This window comes from Amycolatopsis sp. lyj-346 (genome assembly GCF_046548975.1).
Classification (GTDB): Bacteria; Actinomycetota; Actinomycetes; order Mycobacteriales; family Pseudonocardiaceae; genus Amycolatopsis.
In genome coordinates, this window is sequence record NZ_JAJPWT010000001.1 from 1237811 (window position 1) to 1257117 (window position 19307).

Here is a 19307-nt window from a genome sequence, read left to right on the forward strand (position 1 = left end):
GTGTCACACCCAGTAGGAGACGCGGGCACGGTAGTTGCGCATCGCGACGAGCGCGAGCGCCCAGCCGACGATGGTGATGGAGACGACCACGATCCAGTTGCCAAGGGTGAACGACTGGCCGATCAGCGGCGCCCGGACCACCTGCATGAAGTGGTAGAGCGGGTTCGCCTGGATGATCGGCAGCACCCAGGAGATGCCCTCGCGTGTCCCGCCGTTCATCAGCTGGTCGACCGGCCAGACGATCGGCGTGCCGTAGAACAGCAGCTGGATCAACGAGTTGATCACCTGCGGGATGTCGCGGAAGCGGGTCGAGATGATGCCCAGCAGCAGCGTCACCCAGCCCGCGTTCAGCGCGAGCAGGAAGAAGCCGGGGATGGCCAGCAGGATGTTCCAGCTCAGGCCGGGGTGGCAGTACAGGTCGGGGTGGCACAGACCGTCCTTCGACCCCAGCGAGTACGGGTTGTCGAGCGCGCTGAAGAAGATGACCAGTACGACGACGTAGACGATCATGTTGTGCGCCAGCAGCAGCGACTGCCGCCACACCGTGCGCAGCATGTACACGCTCAGCGGCGCCGGGAGCTGCTTGATGAGCCCCTCGTTCGCGATGAACGTCTCCATGCCCTCGGAGAGGCAGCCGCTGATGAAGCCCCACAGGATGAACCCGGTGGAGAGGTACGGCAGGAACACCTGGATCGGCGAGTTGAACAGCTGCGAGTACAGCAGCCCGAGCCCGAGCGCGATGACGGCCTGGCTGATGGTGATCCAGAACGGCCCGATCACCGAGCGGCGATAGCGCTGCTTGATGTCCTGCCAGCCGAGGTGACCCCACAGCTCGCGGGCGCGGAAACCGGCCTTGATGTCGGCGAAGGCACGCGAGAACGTCTTGCTGTCCGACGTCGGAGGAGCCGACGTCGTCACGGGTGAGTCTGCGGCCTGAACCGTGCTGGTGGCATGCACGTGGACGAGGGTACCGATGGGCCCGCCACCGGCCTGGCCACCCCGCCCGCAACCGGCGTTCGCGGTTAGGGCCAAGGTGACCCGGGTTACAGTCCGTCACGCCGTACGATTCGGCGCATGGTGGTCGCTCCCAGTGAGGCTTCGTCGACGAAGTCGGCCCAGCGTGCTCTTTATTACGTGGTGGCTCCGGTGGGGCACCCCAACTACGGCGATGAACTCATCGCGGCGAGCTGGCTCCGCGAGCTCGCCGAACTGGCGCCGGACGCCGACGTCTGGGTGGACACGCATTCACCCGGTCCGGCGGCGGTCCTGCTGGACGGCATCCACCCCCGCGCCAAGTTCACCGACACGCTGTGGCGGTTGTGCTGGGAAGCGCCGTCGGAGGATCCGTGGCAGGCGGCGGCCTGGGTGCGCGAAGCGGTGCACAACCCCGGCATGATGCCCCGCTTGCACGGCGGGATCGAGCTGCTCGCGGCCGCCGACGTCGTGCACGTCGTCGGCGGCGGCTACATCAACAAGCTGTGGCCGAAGCAGATCGGCCTGCTCGCCGGAGCCGCGGCGGCGGTGGAACGGTCCGGTGGCCGGGCCGCCATGACCGGGCACGGTCTCGTGCCGGCCAGCGACGACGTCGTCCCCCTGCTGCTGAGCCTGATTGACCACTTCGACGTCGTCGAGGTCCGTGACGAAGCGTCGGCGGCCCTCGTGGACGTGCAGGCCGGGATCGACGACGCCTTCCTGGGCATCGGCCCGCACCGCTACGAGACGGCGGAGGACCAGCCGGAGGTCATGCTGTGCCTCCAGTCCGACCTCGTCGAGGTCGGCATCGGCAAGCTGGCGGGCGCGGTGCTGTCGATGCTGCGCGCGTGGAAGGTGCCGCCGGAGCGCATCGGCGTCGTCGAAGGGGTGCCCCGCGTCGACCGCGAGGTGTTCGCCCTGCTGGAGCGCGAATTGCCCGGCGCCCGGTTCTACCCGTTTTCCCACATCTGGACGCACGGCCTGCCGGCCAATCCCCGCCAGACGTGGATCTCCACCCGGTTCCACGTCCACATGCTGGCGGCGGCGGCGGGCGCCTCCGGAGTGGCGGTCTCCATCAACCCCGACTACTACGCGACGAAGCACCGTTCGCTGGCGGCGCTCGGCTCGAACTGGACAGTGCTCGAGGATCTCACCCAGGTGCCGGACCGCCCGTCGGCCGGCGGCTACCCGGCGGAGACCCTGGCGAGCCTGCGAAGGACCAAGGGCGAAATCGCGAAGGCGGTGTACGCACCCGTCCTGCGCCGGATTCCCGCCGGCGCCCCGGTGGAACCGCAGCCGGAGTCGTTCAGACGCCGTTGGTCGAGGCGAATCCGCGGCTGAGCTGACTCAGCTGATTCAGCCCGTGTAAAGCCGTCATCAGACCGCACGGAGCAGCGGAGTTGTCCACAGAGGTTGTCCACAGGCCCTCCGGTCTGTGGACAACTCCTCTGACGGAGGCCTTAGAGGTACTGACCCGTGCCCGAGATGCCCGGTCCGGGCTCATGTCCGTGGCCGGCAGCTCCCGACGGACCCGCCGGCAAGCCGCGGCGCATCTGCTCCAGCTGGACGCGGGCCGCCATTTGCTGGGCGAACAGCGCCGTCTGGATTCCGCTGAACAGGCCTTCCAGCCAGCCCACCAGCTGGGCCTGGGCGATTCGCAGCTCCGCGTCCGACGGGGTCGAGTCGTCCGTGAACGGGCGGACCAGCCGCTCGAGCTCGTCCTGCAGCTCCGGGGCCAGCGCCTTCTCCAGCTCGCGGATCGACGTCTGGTGGATTTCGCGCACGCGGGTGCGGGACGCGTCGTCCAGCGGGGCCGCGCGGACCTCCTCCAGGAGCTGCTTGATCATCGTGCCGATGCGCATCACCTTTGCCGGCTCTTCGACGAGGTCGCCGACCGACTCGGGTTGCTCTGCGTCGGAGACGGAATCGGGGGAGGCCAGCCGGGCGGCTCCCACCGGCGTGCCGTCCGGTCCGACGACCACCACGTGGGGTGAAGATTCCTGGCCCGGGTCACCCGTTGTGAAGTTCGGCTCGGTCATGTGCTCCATCCTGGCTTGCGTTCGACACGCTCCGCGACACCCGCGGGGTGTCCGTCTCCGAGCGTAGCGGCTCCGGGGGTTCCCGGTTGCCCTCCACCCAACCCCGGACGCACGGCGAAACCGCACGTCCGTACGGTGTCCCCATGGCGTTCGACGTCGCTCGTATCCGTGGGCTCTTTCCCGCGCTGGGTGACGGCTGGATTCACTTCGACGGCGCCGCCGGAATGCTGGTCCCGGAACAGGTCGCTTCGGCCGTGTCCACGGCGATGCGCGCCCCGGTGTCCGGGCCGGGCGGAGCGTTTCCGGCCTCACAACGCGCGGAAAGCATCGTGACCGCGGCCCGCCGGGCCGTGGCCGACCTGGTCGGGGCCGACCCGGCTGCCGTCGTGCTCGGACCGAGCGCGCCGGTCATGCTGCGCCGGCTCGTCGACGCGCTCGCCGAGCGCTGGACCATCGGCGACGAAGTCGTCGTCTCCCGGCTCGACGAACAAGCGAACCTCGCGCCCTGGCAGCGCGCCGCCAAGCGCGTCGGCGCCGTCGTGCGCTGGGGTGAGATCGACATCGAGACCTGCGAGCTGCCCGCGTGGCAGTACGAGCAGCTCGTGTCGGCGCGCACCAAGGCCGTCGCCGTCACGCTCGCGTCCGGTTCCGTCGGCACCCGGCCGGACGTGCCGACGATCATCGAGTTCGCCAAGCGGGTCGGCGCGCTCGTCGTCGTCGACGCCACCTACGCCGCGCCCTTCCTGCCGCTCGACATCAACGCGCTGGGCGCCGACGTCATGGTCGTGTCCGCCCAAGCGTGGGGCGGCCCCTCGGTGGGCGCCCTGGTCTTCCGCGACCCCGAGCTGATCGAACGGATCCCGTCGGCCTCGCTCGACCCGACGGCCCGCGGTGCCGCCCGGCTGGAGCTCGGCCCGCACGCCTACCCGCTGCTCGCCGGGCTGATCGCGTCGATCGACTACCTCTCGGGCCTCGACGACGCCGCCACCGGATCCCGCCGCGAGCGCCTGGTCACCTCGCTCGGGTCGGCGAAGTCCTACCACGCCGGGCTGCTCGCGCAGCTGTCGACGGACCTGCTGTCGCTGCGGCACATCATGGTCATCGGCAACGCCATGCGCCGCATCCCCGCACTCGCTTTCGCCGTGGCCGGCAAGAAGGCGCCCGAGGTCGCCGAATACCTGGCGAAGCAGGGCTTGTGCGCCTTCGCCGACGACGGCACGAGCGGCGTCTTCGCGTCACTCGGCGTCGGAGAAGTGGGCGGCGCCGTGCGGATCGGGCTCGCCCACTACTCCAACGTCTTCGAGATCAACCAGCTCGTGCGGGTCCTCGAAGAACTGCGTTAGCTCCGCCTTCCTCCCCGCCGCCACCCTCAACGGAGGCGCTTCGCGCCGCTGGTCATTTTGCCGCCAGCAGGACCTTGCCGAAGACACTGCCCTCTTCCAGGGTGCGGTGCGCGGACGCGGCTTCGGCCATCGGCACGACCTGGCCGACGATCGGCTTGACGACACCTTCGTGAACCAGCGGCCACAGCCGCTCGCGGACGTCGGCGACGATCGCGGCCTTCTGTTCGACGGGCCGGAACCGCAGGCCCGCGGCGAACACCGACGCCCGCTTGCCGAGCAGTGCGCCGACGTTCAGCTCGCCCTTGACCCCGCCCTGCATGCCGATGATGACGAGCCGCCCGTCCTGCTGCAGCGCGTCGACGTTGCGGCCCAGGTAGGACGCGCCCATGTTGTCGAGGATGACGTTCGCGCCGCCGGTCTCCCCGCGGAGCACCTCGACGAAGTCCTGTTCCTTGTAGTTGATCGTGATGTCGGCGCCGAGCTGGCGGCAGCTCTCGAGCCGGTCCGGCGAACCCGCGGTGACGGCGACCGTCGCGCCGAGCGCCTTGCCGACCTGGATGGCGTGCGTGCCGATGCCGCCGGCGCCGCCGTGGACCAGCAGCACCTCGCCCTCGGTGAGCTTCGCGTGCATCACGACGTTCGCCCACACCGTGCAGGCCACTTCGGGCAGCGCCGCCGCGGTCAGCAGGTCGACCTCGCCCGGCACCGGCAGCAGCTGCCCCGCCGGGACAACGGCCTTCTCCGCGTAGCCGCCGCCGGAGAGCAGGGCGCAGACCTCGTCGCCGACGTGCCAGCCCTCGACACCTTCGCCGAGTTCCACGATCGTGCCGGAGCATTCGAGGCCGAGGGTTTCGCTCGCGCCGGGCGGCGGCGGGTAGTGGCCCTGGCGCTGCAGCAGATCGGCGCGGTTCACCGCGCTCGCCGCGACTTCCAGCAGCACCTCACCGGGTCCGGGCCGCGGATCCGCGACCTCCGCCCACTCGAGAACGTCCGGGTCACCTGGTTCACGGATGGTGATCGCGTACATGTGTCGACTGTATACCGAGCGCAAAGGTCCCGCCGAAAGGCGCATTGACGGACTTCGCAAATCGAACAAAGGTGAGCAACCATGTCACCCTTCAGAGCTAAATTTCTCCCGCCGGTGGCCTTGGCCGCCGGCGCGACACTGGTGCTCGGCCTGACCCCGGCCGCCGCCGCGAACACGCTGCCCGACGGTCCCGCCCTGGCGAAACAACTCGTCAGCAAGGTGGGTGTCAACGGTGTCAACCGGCACCTGATCGCTCTCCAGCGCATCGCCGACGCCAACGGCGGCAACCGGGCGGCGAGCTCCGAGGGGCACGCGAAGTCCGCCGAGTACATCGCGACGAAACTCGAAGCCGCCGGCTTCCAGGTGACCCGCCAGGAGTTCCCCTTCACCTACTCGGAGACCCTGGCCGAGAGGCTGACCGCGGGCGGCGCCGACGTCCCGGTCCTCGCCATGGAGTACACGGTGTCGACGCCGGTCGGCGGCATCACCGCGCCGCTCGCCGTGGTCGCGGTCGACGACACCAGCGGCTGCGAGGCCACCGACTACACGGCCGACGTCGCGGGCAAGATCGCCCTGATCAAGCGCGGTGGCTGCTCGTTCGCGCAGAAGCAGCAGACGGCCGCGGCCGCGGGGGCGGTCGGCGCGATCATCTACAACAACACGGACGGGCCGGTGAACGGGACGCTCGGCGGCCCGGAGAACGCGAAGATCCCGACCGGGGGCGTGACGGCGGCCGCGGGGGCGCAGCTGGCCACGCTCGCCGGGCAGCCGGTGACCCTGGAGCTGCGCACCTTCCAGGAAGCGCGGACCAGCTACAACGTCGTCGCCGAGACCAAGACCGGGCGCAAGGACAACGTCGTGATGCTCGGGGCGCACCTCGACAGCGTCCCGGACGGCGCGGGCATCAACGACAACGGCACGGGCTCGGCCGCCCTGCTGGAGACGGCGCTGCAGCTGGGGAGCAGCCCGAAGGTCAACAACGGCGTCCGCTTCGGCTTCTGGAGCGCGGAGGAGTTCGGCCTGGTCGGCTCCACCTACTACGTCGACCAGCTGACCTTCGAGCAGCAGCTCGACATCGCGCTGTACCTGAACTTCGACATGATCGGCTCGCCGAACGCCGGCTACTTCGCCTACGACGGCGACAACTCCGACGGCGTCGGCGCGGGCGCGGGCCCGTTCGGCTCGGCGCAGATCGAGAAGACCTTCGTCGACTTCCTGCAGGGCGCGAAGGGTGTCCCGGTCGAAGGCACCGACTTCACCGGGCGCTCGGACTACGGCGAGTTCATCGCGGTCGGCATCCCGGCGGGCGGGCTCTTCACCGGCGCCGAGGTGCTGAAGACCCCGGCGCAGGCGGCGAAGTGGGGCGGCACGGCCGGCGTCGCGTACGACCCGTGCTACCACTCGCCGTGCGACAACCTCGGCAACGTCGACCGGGTCGCGCTGGACCGCAACTCCGACGGCGTCGCCTGGGCTCTCGGCGTCTACGCGACGAGCACCGAGAGCATCAACGGCGTCCAGCCCGGCATGGCGAAGTCGGCCGCGCAGAAGGCCGCCGAACGCGGTGCGCAGCGGAACTTCTCCGCGAACGCCGTGGCCGGCGACCCGCACGCCCTGACTGCCTGACCCGAGCGCCCCAATGTGGCCTTGGTTGCGTTGAACGCACCCAATGTGGCCTTCGGTGCGTTCAACGCACCGAAGGCCACATTGGGGCGCTGGGAGTGCCCCCGGGCCTAGCCCAGGTTGTTCGTGCCGAAGGTGTCGCAGCGGGCGGGTTCGCCGGTCTGGAACCCGGTGGTGAACCACTTCTTGCGCTGCGCGGACGTGCCGTGGGTGAAGCTCGAGCGGTCCACCTGGCCGCCGCCGAGCTTCTCCTGGATGTAGTCGTCGCCGATGCGGGACGCGGTGTCCAGCGCGGAGGCGATGTCGTCCTGGGTGACGTCGGTGATCAGCGGCTTGCCGCTCTCGGTCGGTGTCGTCGAGGCGTGGTTGGCCCAGACGCCCGCGTAGCAGTCGGCCTGCAGCTCCAGGCGTACCGAACCGGACGTCGGACCGCTGCCGGTGCCCTTGCGCGAGGTGCCGAGCAGGTTCTGCACGTGGTGGCCGTACTCGTGGGCGAGCACGTACGCCTCGGTGAAGAGCCCGCCCTGCGCGCCGAAGCGGGTCTTCAGCTCGTCGAAGAAGGAGAGGTCGATGTAGACGTCGGAGTCGGCCGGGCAGTAGAACGGGCCGGTGTCGGACGTGGCGCTGCCGCAGCCGGTGCGCACGCCGCCGTTGAAGAACTTCGTCGGCGCCTTCTCGTAGGTCGAGCCGGAGCGCGCGAACTGCTGGGTCCAGTAGTCCTGGACGGAGTTGACGACCGCGACGATCGCGCAGTCGTGGTTCTTGTTGGCGTCCGCGCCGGTCTTGCACTCAGTGGCGAGCCTCGAGTTGTCGACCTGCTGGCCGGCCCCGACGCCGCCGAGCCCGCCGCTCAGGCCGCTGTCGCCCGTGGTGACCCCGCCGAGCTGGGACAACACGAAGTAGATGATCACCCCGACGACCCCGAGTCCACCGCCGCCGAGCGCCACGCGGCCGCCGATCCCGCCGCCTCCACCGCTTCCGCGCAGGTCCTGGACTTCGGATGCGTCCAGGCCGGCGTTGTCGTCGAATCTCACCGCAAAATAGTAACGAGCCTGGGTGCGGCCGTCGCGCTGACGGGCGCACCCAGGCTTGTACCGAGGTATGTCTTTTGTCGAGCGGTTGGCCGCTTCCGGGGCCGGCGTTCAGGCGCTGTCATCACGGCTTCCGAGGCCGTGACCGGAGCCAGGCCCGACCGACGCCGTATGCGTGACCGCATGGAAGCCCGCTCTTGGCTGTTCACAATCGCGACCGGCCCGGATGTCCGTTCCAGTCGCGGGGACGCAGCCGGCGGTCAACCGCGAGAATCACCCGCCACACAACCACCTGCCCTCTCCTGGCGGGGAGCCGGGCCGGCACGTCGCCGTCGCCGCGCCGCTTACCCTGACCGACATCCGCCGACAAGCAGAATGCGCCTTTCCCGGCCGAGTCTCAACCTTTTCGTAACCCCACCTTCGGGCGATGTTGCGGCCGGGTTTTCACCGGCCGACGGATCGGACTCGGACCGCGCGGTCCATTGATCAACGTTCTACGCTGCCTTATGACCGAGGAGCGTGCTGTGCGGTGGTTGAACGAAGCCGAGATGGCGGCGTGGCGCTCCTACATCGTGGCGACCCTGCTGCTGCGGCAGCGGCTGCACCGCGAGCTGACCGAGTCCCACGAGGTGTCGCTGACCGATTACGAAGTGCTCGTGTGCCTGCAGAGCCAGCCCGACCGCCGGATGCGGATGTCGGAGCTGGCGTTCCGGATGGGCTCGACGAAGAGCCGGCTCTCGCACCAGGTCGGCCGGCTCGAAGAGGCGGGCCTGGTCCGGCGGGCACGCGACCCGGAGGACAAGCGCGGTGTCATCACGGAACTGACCAACGAGGGCCTGGCGCTGCTGGAGAAGGCCGCGCCGACGCACGTGGAAGGCGTGCGCGAGCACCTGATCGACCTGCTGAGCCCCGAGGAGCAGGCGACGATCGCCGCGGCGTTCGAGCGCGTGCAGGCCCACTTGCTGGAGGCGGAAAGCTGAACCCGGGCGCGCCGGGCGCCCGGGTTCTCAGTGCGGTAGCGGTGGGATTCGAACCCACGGAGAGGTTGCCCCCTCGCATGTTTTCAAGACATGTTCCTTCGGCCGCTCGGACACGCTACCTCGCTCCACGAGCGTAGCCGACGGCCCGAGCCCGGTCGGTCCGCCGGTGCCGGTTTGGCCGCTCAAGCCCAGGTCAACGTGCGCCGCGCCCTGCGCGCGGCCCGCATCGGCGGCCGGTCCGCGCGTGGCCGGGTCCAGCGGGTTCGCGCCGATCGCCGCCCGCGACGCCTCGTCCGGCATGATCAGGGTGACCTCCGCGCCCGCCGCGCGCAGGTCGTCCAGCACCGCCGGCAGCGGCTTCTCCATCGGCAGCGGGCGTCCGCGCCCAGCACCAACGCCTGTCCGCCCGTGCGGGCACCCTGTCCAGACCGGCAGAAGCGCTGGACACCGATTCACGGAGGTCGGCCGATGACCGCGAAGATCGAAGGCTTTCACCACGTCAAGTTCCCCGTACGCGACCTGGCGCGCAGCCGCGAGTGGTACGAGCGCGTGCTGGGCCTCGACGTCACCCACGAGTTCCCGGACGACGACGGTGTCGTGCGCGGCGTCGCCGGTTCGGTCGACGGCGTGCCGGTCGCCCTGCGCGTGCAGCAGAAGGCCGCAGCCGGCCTCGCCGGGTTCGATCCCGTCTGCTTCGCGATCGCCGACCGGGCGGCCGCCGAAGCCTGGATCGCGCGCCTGGACGAGCTCGGCGTCGAGCACCCGCCGATCGTCGAGGCGACCACCGGCTGGATGGTGCGCGTCAACGACCCCGACGGCACCGAGATCCGGCTCTACAGCCGGGTGAAGTAGCTCAGGGCCGGCGCAGCGCCTTGGCGGCGATCCGCGCCTGCACCTCGGGGCGGCGCAGCGGCGGCACGGTCGCCGGCGGCTGGCGGCGCTCGGGCAGCTGCTCCAACAGCCGGGCGGTGATCTCGGTGATTTCGGCGACCGCGGCCTCGAACGGTTCGCGCGTGGCGTCCGACAGCGACTGCACGCCGGTGACCTTGCGGACGTACTGGCGGGCGGCGGCCTCGATCTCCTCGCCCGTCGCGGCCGGCTGGAGCCCCCGCAGGGTGGTGATGTTTCGGCACATGCCGCTCAGGGTACGGCTTTTCGCGTGCCTCGATCACACGGTCGGGTAGGCCGGGCCCGCCGTCGTTGACGCCCGGTCCGGCGCTGGGCAAGGTCGGGGAAGTGCCTCTCAGACCGCGCCCGTTCCGCTCCGCCCGCCCCGATCCCGGCATCCTCGAAGAAGAGCTCCCGGAAACCCCGATCCCGGAACAGGCCTGGCCCCGCGTGCGGGCCGACGAACTGGTCACCCTCGTGGCCCGCGTCTTCGCCGCGCACGGTCTCCCCGAAACTCGCGCCCGCATCGCCGCCGAAGCACTCTGCCACGGCGATCTCACCGGCTCGCCGGAGACCGGGGTCGCCGACCTGATCCGCGTGCACCTGCCGCTGCTGAAGAACGGGCTGGTCGTGCCGCACGCCCAGCCGCTGATGATCGCCGACCGCGGGGCCGCCGCGCTGATCGACTACCGCCGCGCGCTCGGGCTCTGGGCCGTCGGCGACGCGATGGACCGGGCGGTGGCGCGGGCCGGCCGTTTCGGCGTCGGGCTCGTCTCGTTGCGCGGCATCGGGCCGTTCGGCCGGGCCGGGCACCACGCGGCGCGGGCCCTGCCGCACGCCATGATCGGGCTGGTGCTGGCCGCGGGCGGGGAGCCGGACCAGCCGATGAACCCGCTGGGCATGGCGGCGCCCGGCGGCGCGTACCCCGAGTTCGTCTTCGACATGGACCGCCCCGGTTCGGACGCGGCCGGGCTGACGCTCCTGGTCGACGTCCTCGCCGGGGTGCTCTCCGGCGTCGCCGACCACGAGCACGACACCGGCCTGCTGGTGCTGGCGATCGCGCCGACGACGCTGCGCAGCGCCGACGGTTTCTACCGCGCGGCGAGCGCGCTGTTCGGCAGCATGCTCGGCTGGGAAGGCGGCGCGCCGATCCGCTACCCCGGCTGGCGCGAGGCCCAGTACCTCGAACAGTGCCGGGCGCTGGGCGTGCCACTGGCCGGGCCGGTGCGCCGGGAGCTGGACGCCCTCGCCGCCTCCCTCGGCTTGCCGCCGCTGACCAGCGTCGGTTAGCGGACGAGCACGACCTTGCCGCGTTGGGGGCCCACCGCCACGACGTCGCCGTCGGTCAGCTGGCGGCCGCGGCGGGTCTCGACCTCGCCGTTGACGGTGACCTCTTCCGCGTCGATCAGGTCCTTGGCGTGGGAGCCGTCCTCGGCGAGGCCGGCCAGCTTGAGGAACTGGCCGAGCCGGATCGGCTCTCCGGTGATGGGTACGTCGACGGGCTCACTCATACCCGCATCATGCCGGGTCAGGTGCGGGCGGTCGTCTGCCGGTAGAGCGCGAGGACGTCGGTGTCGAAGTAGCTCGAGTACGACGTGTCGGCGTCGTCGCCGCCGAACTCGAAGCCGCCGATGACGCCGATGACCGTGCCGAGCCGGGTTTCCGGGTTCTGCCCGGTGACCCACGGCCCGCCGCTCGTGCCGGTCGGGAAACCCGCGCAGTCCACCCGCAGCTGGTAGGTGTCCTGCTTGCTGGTGGTGTTCCGGCAGACCGCGGGCGCCTCGGAGCCGTCCGGGTAGCCGGTGAGCGTGATGGGCTGCTCGAACGCGGTACCGGTGGCCAGCAGGTTCGCACCGGCCAGGCTCTCCAGTGACTTCGTGGTGCCCGCTTGGTGCGCGGTGGCGAACCCGACGTCGAGGTCCGGGTCCGACGAGGCACGCCAGCCCGGCGCGACGAGCTCGTCCGACACCGTCCAGTAGCCGAAGGGCGCGATCCCGTCGTGGTAGCCGGGCGCGAAGCTGAGGCCGGTGAGGTAGCCGCCGCCCTCGCCGTTGTGGATGCAGTGGGCCGCGGTCAGCAGCACGTCACCCCGCTCGCTGTGCACGACGCTGGCCGTGCAGAAGTGGTCCCCTCCGGCGAACAGCGGCCCGACGGCGGGGCTCGACGCCGCGGGCAACCCGGCGTGCGCCGCTTCGGCCGTGGCGGGATCCGGCGGCACCGCGACGGCGGGCTGCGGCTGCCGGGCCACGACGACCACGGCGAAGGCCGTGCCGAGCAGGACGATCGCGGCGAGGGTGAGCAGGACGGCCGGCCGCCGCACGGTCATCGCCTCCTCGTCTTGATGTCTCCGCTCAGCCCACCATAGGGCGACGCACCGGCACAATCAGCACACCCACAGCAACGTCACAGCCGCTACCATCGGCTACTCGCTGGTAACACCGCATGGTCGGGAGGGCCGATGAAGCAGTTCGCGGACAAGGTCGTGGTGATCACCGGAGCGGGCTCGGGCATCGGCCGCGCGCTCGCGTGCGAGTTCGCCCGGCGCGGGGCCCGCGTCGCGCTCTCCGACGTCGTCACCGCGAACGCCGAGGAAACGGCCGGGCTGGCCGGCGGCAACGCCCGCGCGTACACCTTGGACGTCGCCGACCGCAGTGCCGTGCTCACGCACGCCGAAGAGGTCGCCGACGAGTTCGGCGCGGTCAACGTCATCGTGAACAACGCGGGCGTGGCGCTCGGCGCGACCGTCGAGGAAATGACGTTCGAGGACTACGACTGGCTGATGGGCATCAACCTCGGCGGCGTCGTGACCGGCACGAAGGCGTTCCTCCCGCACCTGATCGCTTCCGGTGACGGACACATCGTCAACATTTCCAGCGTCTTCGGCTTCGTCGGCGTGCCGACGCAGAGCGCCTACAACGCGGCGAAGTTCGCGGTTCGCGGATTCACCGAAGCCCTGCGCGAAGAAATGCTGATCGCACGGCACCCGGTCGCGGTGAGCTGCGTGCACCCCGGTGGGATCAAGACCAACATCGTCCGCAATTCCCGCAGTGCCGCCGACGACCAGGAGAAGGCCGCGCGGGGCTTCGAGCGGGTCGCCCGCACGACACCGGAGAAGGCGGCGCAGACGATCCTGCGCGGGATCGAGCGGAAGTCGGCGCGGATCCTCATCGGACCGGACGCCTACGTGATCGACGCCATTCCGCGCGTGCTCGGCTCGGCCTATCAGCGGCCGTTGGCGGCGCTCGCGCGGCTCGGGCTCAAACAAGGCCAAAGCTGACCTTCACTCAATGGAGTTGCGTTTCGGACAGCACCGTCCGAAATGGTCCAGAATGCGTGGGGTGCGCCAGCCCCGTCCCGGAGGTTCCCCGATGCTTCGCACCGCACCGCGCAGTGCGACCCGTTCGTCCAGCGACCGCACCGCGGTGGAGCTGCTGGATCGCACCGGCATCGTCGCGGCGAGCCTGCCCCGGCGCCGCCGCACCGACGGCGAAGTCCTGGCGGCCGAGCCGATCTACACCCGGACGCCGGTGTGCGACCAGGACCTGCGCCCCAAGTCGGTGGTGATCCGGCGGCGGGCCCGCACGTGGCTCGGCGGCGGCGCCGCGGTGCTGCTCGTCGCGGCCGGCTGGCTGGGCGGCGGGCTGTTCACCGGCGGCCTGTTCGCCCCCGAGCCGGAGCGCGACGTCGCCCAGCTCGACGCGCGCCCGGCGGTGGCCGTGGTACCCGCACCGGAGCCGCCGCCCCAGCCGGCTCCGCAGGCGCCGGTCGTCGTCACGCCCGCGCCGAAGACCGTGTACGTGCCGGTGCCCGCCAAGCCCGCGCCGAAGCAGGTGCAGGCCCAGGCCCAGGCGAAACCGCAGCCGAAGAAGCCGGTGCCGGACGAGGAAGCCGAGGCGCGGGCCGACCTGCCGCCGTCCACCCCGGCGACGGCCACCAACCCCGTGCAGGCGTGGGTCGACGCCGCCGAGAGCATGATGCAGCGCTACGGCGGCCGGTGAGTCAGGCTCCCGACCAGCAGTATTCGTGTTCAGGGCGGCCCGTGGCGCCGTAGCGCAGCCGCATCTGGACCGTCCCCGACTCGGCCAGCGCGGTGAGGTACCGCTGCGCCGTGGCCCGCGCCATGCCCAGCTCGCCCGCGACCTCCGCGGCCGACAGCGGCCGCCCGGCGCGCCGCAGCTGCTCGGAAACCAGCCGGGACGTCGCCGTCGACTGGCCCTTCGGCGCGGTCGTGCGGTCCTGGTCGTGCAGCACGCGGTACGCGCGGTCGACGTCGTCCTGGGCCAGCGCCCGGCCTTCGGCGAGCAGGCCGCGGAAGCGCGCGTACGACGTCAGCCGTTCCGCGAGCTGGCGGGTGGTGAACGGCTTGATCAGGTAGTTCAGGGCGCCGGCCCGGATCGCCGCGGCGACCGAGGCACTGTCGGTCGCCGCGGACAGCACGATCGTGTCGGTCTGCAGCTCCGGGAGCACGGCGAGGCCGGACTCGTCGGGCAGGTAGACGTCGAGCAGGATCAGGTCCGGCGAGAGCTCCCGGACGCGGGCGCGCGCCTCGGCGGCGGTGTGCGCGGTCCCGACGACCGAGAAGCCCTCGACCTCCTCGACGAACCCGGCGTGCACGCCGGCGACCCGGAAGTCGTCGTCGACGATCAGCGTGCGGATCATCCGTCCTCCGTCAGCATTCCGGGCAGTTTGGCGACGAACAGGGCCCCGGTCTCGCCTTCGCCGGGGCCGGCCAGCCAGACGTCGCCGCCGCGGGCACGCGCGGCCTGCCGGGCGAGTGCGAGGCCGAGGCCGTGCCCGGGTGCGATCTTCGTCGAGACGCCTTCGTCGAACAGCGTCCGCCGCAGGTCCGCGGGCACGCCCGGCCCACTGTCCACAACGGACACATGCAGGGTGTCGCCCTCGGCGAGCAGGCCGATCTCGACGGTCGCCGGCCGCCGCGGGCCCATCCGGGCGGCGTGCAGGGCGTTGTCGACGAGGTTGCCGATCACGGTGTTCGCGGCGATCGGGTCGGTCACCGCCGTGGGCACCCAGGTGTCTTCGGCGAGCTTGAGCGTGAGGCCCTTTTCCTGCGCCTGCTCGGTTTTCGCGACGAGCAGCGCCTGCAGGTACGGGTCCGCCACCGCGTCGCCCAGCTCGCTCGGGCGCGCCGACGACGAGTCCGTCAGCGTCTGCAGGTACTCGACGGCTTCGGTGTGGTGGCCGAGCTGCAGCAGGCCGTGGAGCGTGTGCAGCCGGTTGGCGAACTCGTGCCGCTGCGCACGCAGGCCGTCGGACAGCGCACGGATGCCGTCGAGCTCGCGGGTGAGCGTGTCGAGGTCGGTGCGGTCGCGGAAGGTGAGCACGGTGCCGATCGGCCGGTCGTCCAGGCGCACGGCTCGCGAATTGATCACCAGCACCCGGTTCCCGGCCACCGCGAGGAGGTTGTCGACCGGCCGCCCTTCGGCGACGGCCTTGTGCAGCCGCGGGCTGAGTTCAAGCTCGGACATCGCGGCGCCGATCGGGAGTTCGGTGCCGAGGAGGCGTTCGGCCTCGCCGTTGCGGACCGAGACGCGGTTGTCCTCGTCGACGGCGAGGACGCCTTCGCCGATCCCGTGCAGCACGGCTTCGCGTTCGTAGAGCAGCTCGGTCAGCTCGTGCGGTTCGAGGCCGTGCGTGACGCGCCGCAGCCGCCGGTTCAGCAGCGCCGACGCGCCCGCGCCGAGCAGTAGCGCGCCGCCCGCGAAGAGCAGGGTGTACACCAGCAGCTGGTTGAACGCGCTGATCGGCTGGGCCACCTCGAACCCGACGCTCACTTCGCCGGTCACCCGCTGGTGACCCGGTGCCCAGATCGGCGTCTTGCTGCGGACCGACAGGCCGAGCGTGCCGCTCTGCACCGCGCTGATCTCGTCGAGCCCGGCCAGGGCCCGCTCCGGCGACGTGCTGACCGGCTTGCCGATCTCGGACCGCGTCGGGTGGGCGAGCCGGATGCCCTTGTCGTCGGTGATCACGACGAACAGGGCGTCGTTCGCGTCCGTGACGGCGAGGACCCGTTCTTCCAGCGGACCGCCGGGGATCTTCGCGGCGGTGTTCGCGACGACGACCGGGTCCGCGGCGACGGACTTCGCGATAGCCAGCGCGCGGCGGCCGTACTGGTCGGTGAGCGTGCTGCGCAGGAGCACGCTGACCAGGACGACCCCGAGCCCGACGACCAGGGCGACCACGCCGATCTGCAGCAGCAGCACCTGCCTGCTGAACCGCATCCGCGGGAAGAGCGCCCACTTTGGCATGGCGGGGACCATACCCCCAGCTCAGGGCTGTGCGCTAAATGAGCAAAACATTCAGAACGCGCAGCTCGCGCGGAGAACGTCGACAAGCTTCACCTGGGCGCCACGCGTACTTAACGTCCCTTTCCAACGTGACAGGCACCACGTGACGAAGGAGTCACCTCCCCATGGTTCCCCCACTGATCGAACTCACCGGAGCCACCAAACGGTTCCCGAGCGGGTCCGGGTCCGTGCACACGGCCGTCCGCGATCTGACCATGTCCGTCCAGCCCGGCGAGTTCGTCGCGGTCGTCGGCCCCACCGGCTGCGGCAAGTCGACGACGCTCTCGCTGGTCTCCGGGCTGCAGCCGCCGTCGGCCGGCCGGGTGCGGGTGAACGGCGAGGACGTGAAGTCCATTCCGGACGGCGTCGGCTACATGTTCCAGACCGACGCCGTGATGCCGTGGCGCTCGGTGCTGGAGAACGTCGCCTGCGGCCCGCGGTTCCGCGGGGTGCCGAAGGCCGAGGCCCGCGCGCAGGCCGTCGACTGGATCGCCCGCGTCGGGCTCGCCGGGTTCGAGAAGTACTACCCGCACCAGCTCTCCGGCGGCATGCGCAAGCGCGTCGCGCTGGCCCAGACGCTGGTCACCAAGCCGAAGATCCTGCTGATGGACGAGCCGTTCTCCGCGCTCGACGTCCAGACGCGGGCGCTGATGCAGGACGAGCTGCTGCGGCTGTGGTCCGGTTCGGGTGCCGCGGTGATCTTCGTGACGCACGACCTCGACGAGGCCATCGCCCTGTCGGACAAGGTCGTCGTGCTGACGACCGGGCCGGCCACCGTGAAGGACGTCTTCGAGATCCCGCTGGAGCGGCCGCGGAAGGTGGAGGAACTGCGGCTCACCGAGGAGTTCCGCCGGCTCTACGCCGACATCTGGGAATCACTGCGCAGCGAGGTCGACAAGGCCCGTGAGAAGGGAGCGAGCAATGTCGCTTGAGACCCCCGCGGCCCCGGCCGCGTCAGGTGGGGCGGGCGGGCAGGAGAAAGTACTGCCCGTGCTCGAGACCGAGCAGGACATCCTCGCCCGCGCGAAGCAGGCCACCGCGCGCCGCAAGCGCAACATCTGGCTGCTGCGGCTGGCGATCGTCGTCGTCTGGCTGGGCAGCTGGGAGCTGACCGCCACGTACTGGATCGACCCGTTCTTCTACTCGAAGCCGTCGAAGATCTGGGAGCGGCTGGTCGAGTGGTTCAGCACCGGGACCGACTTCGGCTCGATCTGGTACCAGATCCTGGTGACCGTCGAGGAGGCCGCGATCGGCTTCGTCATCGGCGCCATCTTCGGTGTCGTGTTCGGCGTGATCCTCGGCCGCAGCAGCTACCTCGCGCAGGTGCTGGCGCCGTTCATCAAGGCCGCCAACGCCCTGCCGCGCATCGTGCTCGCCGCGCTGTTCGTGATCTGGTTCGGGCTCGGCCTGTCGTCGAAGGTCGCGACCGTCGTCGTGCTCGTGTTCTTCGCGGTGTTCTTCAACGCCTTCACCGGCGCTCGCGAGGTGGACCGCAACCTGATCGACAACGCCCGCATCCTCGGCGCGACCCGCGGCCAGGTGCTGAAGTCGATCGTGCTGCCCAGCGCGACGTCGTGGATCCTGTCGTCGCTGCACGTGGCGTTCGGCTTCGCGCTGATCGGCGCGGTGGTCGGCGAGTACACCGGCGCGAAGGCCGGCATGGGCTTCCTGATCGCCAACGCGCAGGGCACGTTCGACACGGCGGGCGTGTACGCCGGGATGCTGATCATCACCGTCGTGGCGCTGCTGGCCGAGTGGGGGATCAGCACGATGGAGGGCAGGCTGCTGCGGTGGCGCCCGCCGTCCGCCTCCGAAGCCGCGATCAAGGCGGTCTGACATGCGTCTCAAAAGGACAGTCGGCGTGGTGGCCGCGCTCGCGGTCACCCTGGCCGGGGTCACCGCCTGCCGCGACTCGCGGGAGATCTCGCTCGGCACCACCGGGAAGCCGCACATCAAGGTCATGGTCGGCGGCCTGTCGAAGGTGATCTACCTGCCCGGCCAGCTGGCCCAGCAGATCGGCGCCTACCAGCGGCAGGGCTTGGACGTCGAGCTCTTCGACCAGCCGTCCGGCGCGAACGCGGAGACGTCGCTGCTGGCCGGCGAGGTGCAGGCGGTCGTCGGGTTCTACGACCACACGATCGACCTGCAGGCCAAGGAGCAGTGCATCGAGAGCGTGGTGCAGTTCGCGAACGTGCCGGGCGAGGCCGAGATGGTCGCGACGGCGAAGGCGGGCGAGCTCAAGTCGGGCGCGGACTTCAAGGGCCGCAACCTGGGCGTCACGTCGCTGGGTTCGTCGACGGACTTCCTGACGAAGGCGCTGGCCCTGCGGGGCGGCGTCACGTCGAAGGAATACACGCCGGTGAAGGTCGGCGCCGGGCAGACGTTCATCTCCGCGATGAACCAGGGCTCGATCGACGCCGGGATGACGACCGACCCGACGATCGCGCAGCTGACGAACACCGGCCAGGCGAAGGTGCTTTACGACATGCGCACGGTCGAAGGCACGAAAGCCGCTTTGGGTGGTTTGTACCCGGCGAGCTCGCTGTACATGGGCTGCGAAATCGTGCAGCGTTATCCGGACATCGTGCAGAAACTGGCCAATGCGTACGTCGAGACCCTGAAGTGGATTTCGACGCACACACCGGAACAGGTCGCCGCGATGATGCCGCCGTCGTTCGCCGGCGGGGACAAGGCGCTGTACGTGAAGTCGCTGCGGGACAGCCTGCCGATGTTCACCAAGGACGGCCGGATGGACCCGGCCGGTGCCCAGAACGTGCTCAAGGTGCTCGGCGAGTCGTCGAGCAACGTCAAGCCCAAGAAGGACAAGATCGACCTGTCGAAGACGTACACGACCCAGTTCGTGGACGCCGCGCACACGCAGGCGCAGCAGTAGCCGCGGCTTCGCTCACCTGACCGGGCGGTTGGTGGGCGACATGGACCCGTGAAGGCCTCTTTCCCCCCGCGGAGGCCTTCACGGGTCTTTTCCGGTCGAATTCCGGCAAATGGTGACTCTTTCCTGGAATATGAATACCCTTCGAAAGTAGCTACCTTCTTCCCGGTGCGGATCCAACACTGGGCACACGGGTTTTCCCGCCGTCCCAC

Annotated in this window: 20 protein-coding genes and 1 tRNA gene; 11 read left to right on the plus strand and 10 right to left on the minus strand. The window is 70.5% G+C overall.

Annotated elements, in window-relative coordinates:
- Positions 1 to 3 precede the first annotated feature (3 nt).
- Entirely contained in the window at positions 4 to 957 is a 954-nt protein-coding gene (locus tag ACLJQE_RS06040) for an ABC transporter permease (protein ID WP_410637962.1), read from the minus strand.
- A 117-nt stretch (positions 958 to 1074) separates the two neighbouring features.
- Between ACLJQE_RS06040 and ACLJQE_RS06045 the strand changes: the two genes are divergently transcribed.
- Entirely contained in the window at positions 1075 to 2313 is a 1239-nt protein-coding gene (locus ACLJQE_RS06045; protein ID WP_410637963.1) for a polysaccharide pyruvyl transferase family protein, read from the plus strand.
- Positions 2314 to 2432: 119 nt separating this feature from the next.
- Here the strand turns inward: ACLJQE_RS06045 and ACLJQE_RS06050 are convergent, their stop codons facing one another.
- Complete coding sequence (locus ACLJQE_RS06050) at positions 2433 to 3020, minus strand: bacterial proteasome activator family protein (RefSeq protein ID WP_410637964.1); 588 nt, start codon at positions 3018 to 3020, stop codon at positions 2433 to 2435.
- A gap of 134 nt (positions 3021 to 3154) precedes the next feature.
- Between ACLJQE_RS06050 and ACLJQE_RS06055 the strand changes: the two genes are divergently transcribed.
- Entirely contained in the window at positions 3155 to 4354 is a 1200-nt protein-coding gene (locus ACLJQE_RS06055; protein WP_410637965.1) for a cysteine desulfurase-like protein, read from the plus strand.
- A gap of 52 nt (positions 4355 to 4406) precedes the next feature.
- Here the strand turns inward: ACLJQE_RS06055 and ACLJQE_RS06060 are convergent, their stop codons facing one another.
- The gene (locus ACLJQE_RS06060; RefSeq protein WP_410637966.1) at positions 4407 to 5381 is read right to left on the minus strand and encodes an NAD(P)H-quinone oxidoreductase; all 975 of its coding nucleotides are present in this window, start codon (positions 5379 to 5381) and stop codon (positions 4407 to 4409) included.
- An 81-nt stretch (positions 5382 to 5462) separates the two neighbouring features.
- On the opposite strand from ACLJQE_RS06060, the gene ACLJQE_RS06065 reads away from it, so the two are divergent.
- The gene (locus tag ACLJQE_RS06065; RefSeq protein WP_410637967.1) at positions 5463 to 7004 is read left to right on the plus strand and encodes a M28 family metallopeptidase; all 1542 of its coding nucleotides are present in this window, start codon (positions 5463 to 5465) and stop codon (positions 7002 to 7004) included.
- Between the two features lie 107 nt (positions 7005 to 7111).
- Here ACLJQE_RS06065 and ACLJQE_RS06070 read toward each other — a convergent pair whose 3' ends face one another.
- Positions 7112 to 8035 (minus strand): neutral zinc metallopeptidase, encoded by a 924-nt coding sequence (locus ACLJQE_RS06070; protein WP_410637968.1) that lies wholly within the window; start codon positions 8033 to 8035, stop codon positions 7112 to 7114.
- Positions 8036 to 8538: 503 nt separating this feature from the next.
- On the opposite strand from ACLJQE_RS06070, the gene ACLJQE_RS06075 reads away from it, so the two are divergent.
- Complete coding sequence (locus ACLJQE_RS06075; protein WP_410637969.1) at positions 8539 to 9012, plus strand: MarR family winged helix-turn-helix transcriptional regulator; 474 nt, start codon at positions 8539 to 8541, stop codon at positions 9010 to 9012.
- Positions 9013 to 9045: 33 nt separating this feature from the next.
- On the opposite strand, the gene ACLJQE_RS06080 is transcribed toward ACLJQE_RS06075, so the two are convergent.
- Positions 9046 to 9132 (minus strand) — tRNA-Ser (locus tag ACLJQE_RS06080).
- A gap of 348 nt (positions 9133 to 9480) precedes the next feature.
- On the opposite strand from ACLJQE_RS06080, the gene ACLJQE_RS06085 reads away from it, so the two are divergent.
- Positions 9481 to 9864, plus strand: coding sequence for a VOC family protein (locus ACLJQE_RS06085; RefSeq protein ID WP_410637970.1), 384 nt, complete (start codon positions 9481 to 9483; stop codon positions 9862 to 9864).
- 1 nt (position 9865) lies between these two features.
- Here the strand turns inward: ACLJQE_RS06085 and ACLJQE_RS06090 are convergent, their stop codons facing one another.
- Positions 9866 to 10147: a DUF2277 domain-containing protein gene (locus tag ACLJQE_RS06090; protein ID WP_410637971.1), complete on the minus strand. Its 282-nt coding sequence runs from the start codon at positions 10145 to 10147 to the stop codon at positions 9866 to 9868.
- Positions 10148 to 10248: 101 nt separating this feature from the next.
- Here ACLJQE_RS06090 and ACLJQE_RS06095 point away from each other — a divergent pair, with 101 nt between their 5' ends.
- On the plus strand, positions 10249 to 11190 hold the full coding sequence (locus ACLJQE_RS06095; RefSeq protein ID WP_410637972.1) for an Ldh family oxidoreductase: 942 nt from the start codon (positions 10249 to 10251) through the stop codon (positions 11188 to 11190).
- Here ACLJQE_RS06095 and ACLJQE_RS06100 read toward each other — a convergent pair.
- Both ACLJQE_RS06100 and ACLJQE_RS06105 read right to left on the minus strand, forming a co-directional pair.
- Positions 11187 to 11411, minus strand: coding sequence for an RNA-binding S4 domain-containing protein (locus ACLJQE_RS06100; RefSeq protein WP_410637973.1), 225 nt, complete (start codon positions 11409 to 11411; stop codon positions 11187 to 11189). The genes ACLJQE_RS06095 and ACLJQE_RS06100 overlap by 4 nt on opposite strands.
- Before the next feature lie 17 nt (positions 11412 to 11428).
- Positions 11429 to 12226: a trypsin-like serine peptidase gene (locus ACLJQE_RS06105; RefSeq protein WP_410637974.1), complete on the minus strand. Its 798-nt coding sequence runs from the start codon at positions 12224 to 12226 to the stop codon at positions 11429 to 11431.
- A 132-nt stretch (positions 12227 to 12358) separates the two neighbouring features.
- Here ACLJQE_RS06105 and ACLJQE_RS06110 point away from each other — a divergent pair, with 132 nt between their 5' ends.
- Entirely contained in the window at positions 12359 to 13177 is an 819-nt protein-coding gene (locus ACLJQE_RS06110) for an SDR family NAD(P)-dependent oxidoreductase (protein ID WP_410637975.1), read from the plus strand.
- 91 nt (positions 13178 to 13268) lie between these two features.
- Complete coding sequence (locus ACLJQE_RS06115) at positions 13269 to 13898, plus strand: hypothetical protein (RefSeq protein WP_410637976.1); 630 nt, start codon at positions 13269 to 13271, stop codon at positions 13896 to 13898.
- Position 13899: 1 nt separating this feature from the next.
- Here the strand turns inward: ACLJQE_RS06115 and ACLJQE_RS06120 are convergent, their stop codons facing one another.
- Together ACLJQE_RS06120 and ACLJQE_RS06125 are read right to left on the minus strand one after the other, a co-directional pair.
- On the minus strand, positions 13900 to 14559 hold the full coding sequence (locus ACLJQE_RS06120) for a response regulator (RefSeq protein WP_410637977.1): 660 nt from the start codon (positions 14557 to 14559) through the stop codon (positions 13900 to 13902).
- Complete coding sequence (locus ACLJQE_RS06125; RefSeq protein ID WP_410638332.1) at positions 14556 to 16139, minus strand: ATP-binding protein; 1584 nt, start codon at positions 16137 to 16139, stop codon at positions 14556 to 14558. Before ACLJQE_RS06125 ends, ACLJQE_RS06120 begins: the two co-directional genes overlap by 4 nt.
- A gap of 191 nt (positions 16140 to 16330) precedes the next feature.
- Here ACLJQE_RS06125 and ACLJQE_RS06130 point away from each other — a divergent pair, with 191 nt between their 5' ends.
- The 3 genes from ACLJQE_RS06130 to ACLJQE_RS06140 are packed head-to-tail and all read left to right on the plus strand — an operon-like array spanning position 16331 to position 19098.
- Complete coding sequence (locus tag ACLJQE_RS06130; protein ID WP_410637978.1) at positions 16331 to 17137, plus strand: ABC transporter ATP-binding protein; 807 nt, start codon at positions 16331 to 16333, stop codon at positions 17135 to 17137.
- Positions 17127 to 18041, plus strand: a complete 915-nt coding sequence (locus tag ACLJQE_RS06135; protein ID WP_410637979.1) for an ABC transporter permease — start codon at positions 17127 to 17129, stop codon at positions 18039 to 18041. The genes ACLJQE_RS06130 and ACLJQE_RS06135 overlap by 11 nt, the downstream gene beginning before the upstream one ends.
- Before the next feature lies 1 nt (position 18042).
- The gene (locus tag ACLJQE_RS06140) at positions 18043 to 19098 is read left to right on the plus strand and encodes an ABC transporter substrate-binding protein (protein ID WP_410637980.1); all 1056 of its coding nucleotides are present in this window, start codon (positions 18043 to 18045) and stop codon (positions 19096 to 19098) included.
- The last annotated feature ends 209 nt before the right edge of the window (positions 19099 to 19307 follow it).

What these genes read in the sequence shown, in the direction of transcription:
- ACLJQE_RS06045 (WP_410637963.1), top strand. Translation starts at nt 1,075, where the DNA reads ATGGTGGTCGCTCCCAGTGAGGCTTCGTCGACGAAGTCGGCCCAGCGT.
- ACLJQE_RS06050 (WP_410637964.1), bottom strand. Translation starts at nt 3,020, where the DNA reads ATGGAGCACATGACCGAGCCGAACTTCACAACGGGTGACCCGGGCCAG.
- ACLJQE_RS06055 (WP_410637965.1), top strand. Translation starts at nt 3,155, where the DNA reads ATGGCGTTCGACGTCGCTCGTATCCGTGGGCTCTTTCCCGCGCTGGGT.
- ACLJQE_RS06060 (WP_410637966.1), bottom strand. Translation starts at nt 5,381, where the DNA reads ATGTACGCGATCACCATCCGTGAACCAGGTGACCCGGACGTTCTCGAG.
- ACLJQE_RS06065 (WP_410637967.1), top strand. Translation starts at nt 5,463, where the DNA reads ATGTCACCCTTCAGAGCTAAATTTCTCCCGCCGGTGGCCTTGGCCGCC.
- ACLJQE_RS06075 (WP_410637969.1), top strand. Translation starts at nt 8,539, where the DNA reads ATGACCGAGGAGCGTGCTGTGCGGTGGTTGAACGAAGCCGAGATGGCG.
- ACLJQE_RS06085 (WP_410637970.1), top strand. Translation starts at nt 9,481, where the DNA reads ATGACCGCGAAGATCGAAGGCTTTCACCACGTCAAGTTCCCCGTACGC.
- ACLJQE_RS06090 (WP_410637971.1), bottom strand. Translation starts at nt 10,147, where the DNA reads ATGTGCCGAAACATCACCACCCTGCGGGGGCTCCAGCCGGCCGCGACG.
- ACLJQE_RS06100 (WP_410637973.1), bottom strand. Translation starts at nt 11,411, where the DNA reads ATGAGTGAGCCCGTCGACGTACCCATCACCGGAGAGCCGATCCGGCTC.
- ACLJQE_RS06105 (WP_410637974.1), bottom strand. Translation starts at nt 12,226, where the DNA reads ATGACCGTGCGGCGGCCGGCCGTCCTGCTCACCCTCGCCGCGATCGTC.
- ACLJQE_RS06110 (WP_410637975.1), top strand. Translation starts at nt 12,359, where the DNA reads ATGAAGCAGTTCGCGGACAAGGTCGTGGTGATCACCGGAGCGGGCTCG.
- ACLJQE_RS06115 (WP_410637976.1), top strand. Translation starts at nt 13,269, where the DNA reads ATGCTTCGCACCGCACCGCGCAGTGCGACCCGTTCGTCCAGCGACCGC.
- ACLJQE_RS06120 (WP_410637977.1), bottom strand. Translation starts at nt 14,559, where the DNA reads ATGATCCGCACGCTGATCGTCGACGACGACTTCCGGGTCGCCGGCGTG.
- ACLJQE_RS06125 (WP_410638332.1), bottom strand. Translation starts at nt 16,139, where the DNA reads ATGCGGTTCAGCAGGCAGGTGCTGCTGCTGCAGATCGGCGTGGTCGCC.
- ACLJQE_RS06130 (WP_410637978.1), top strand. Translation starts at nt 16,331, where the DNA reads ATGGTTCCCCCACTGATCGAACTCACCGGAGCCACCAAACGGTTCCCG.
- ACLJQE_RS06135 (WP_410637979.1), top strand. Translation starts at nt 17,127, where the DNA reads ATGTCGCTTGAGACCCCCGCGGCCCCGGCCGCGTCAGGTGGGGCGGGC.
- ACLJQE_RS06140 (WP_410637980.1), top strand. Translation starts at nt 18,043, where the DNA reads ATGCGTCTCAAAAGGACAGTCGGCGTGGTGGCCGCGCTCGCGGTCACC.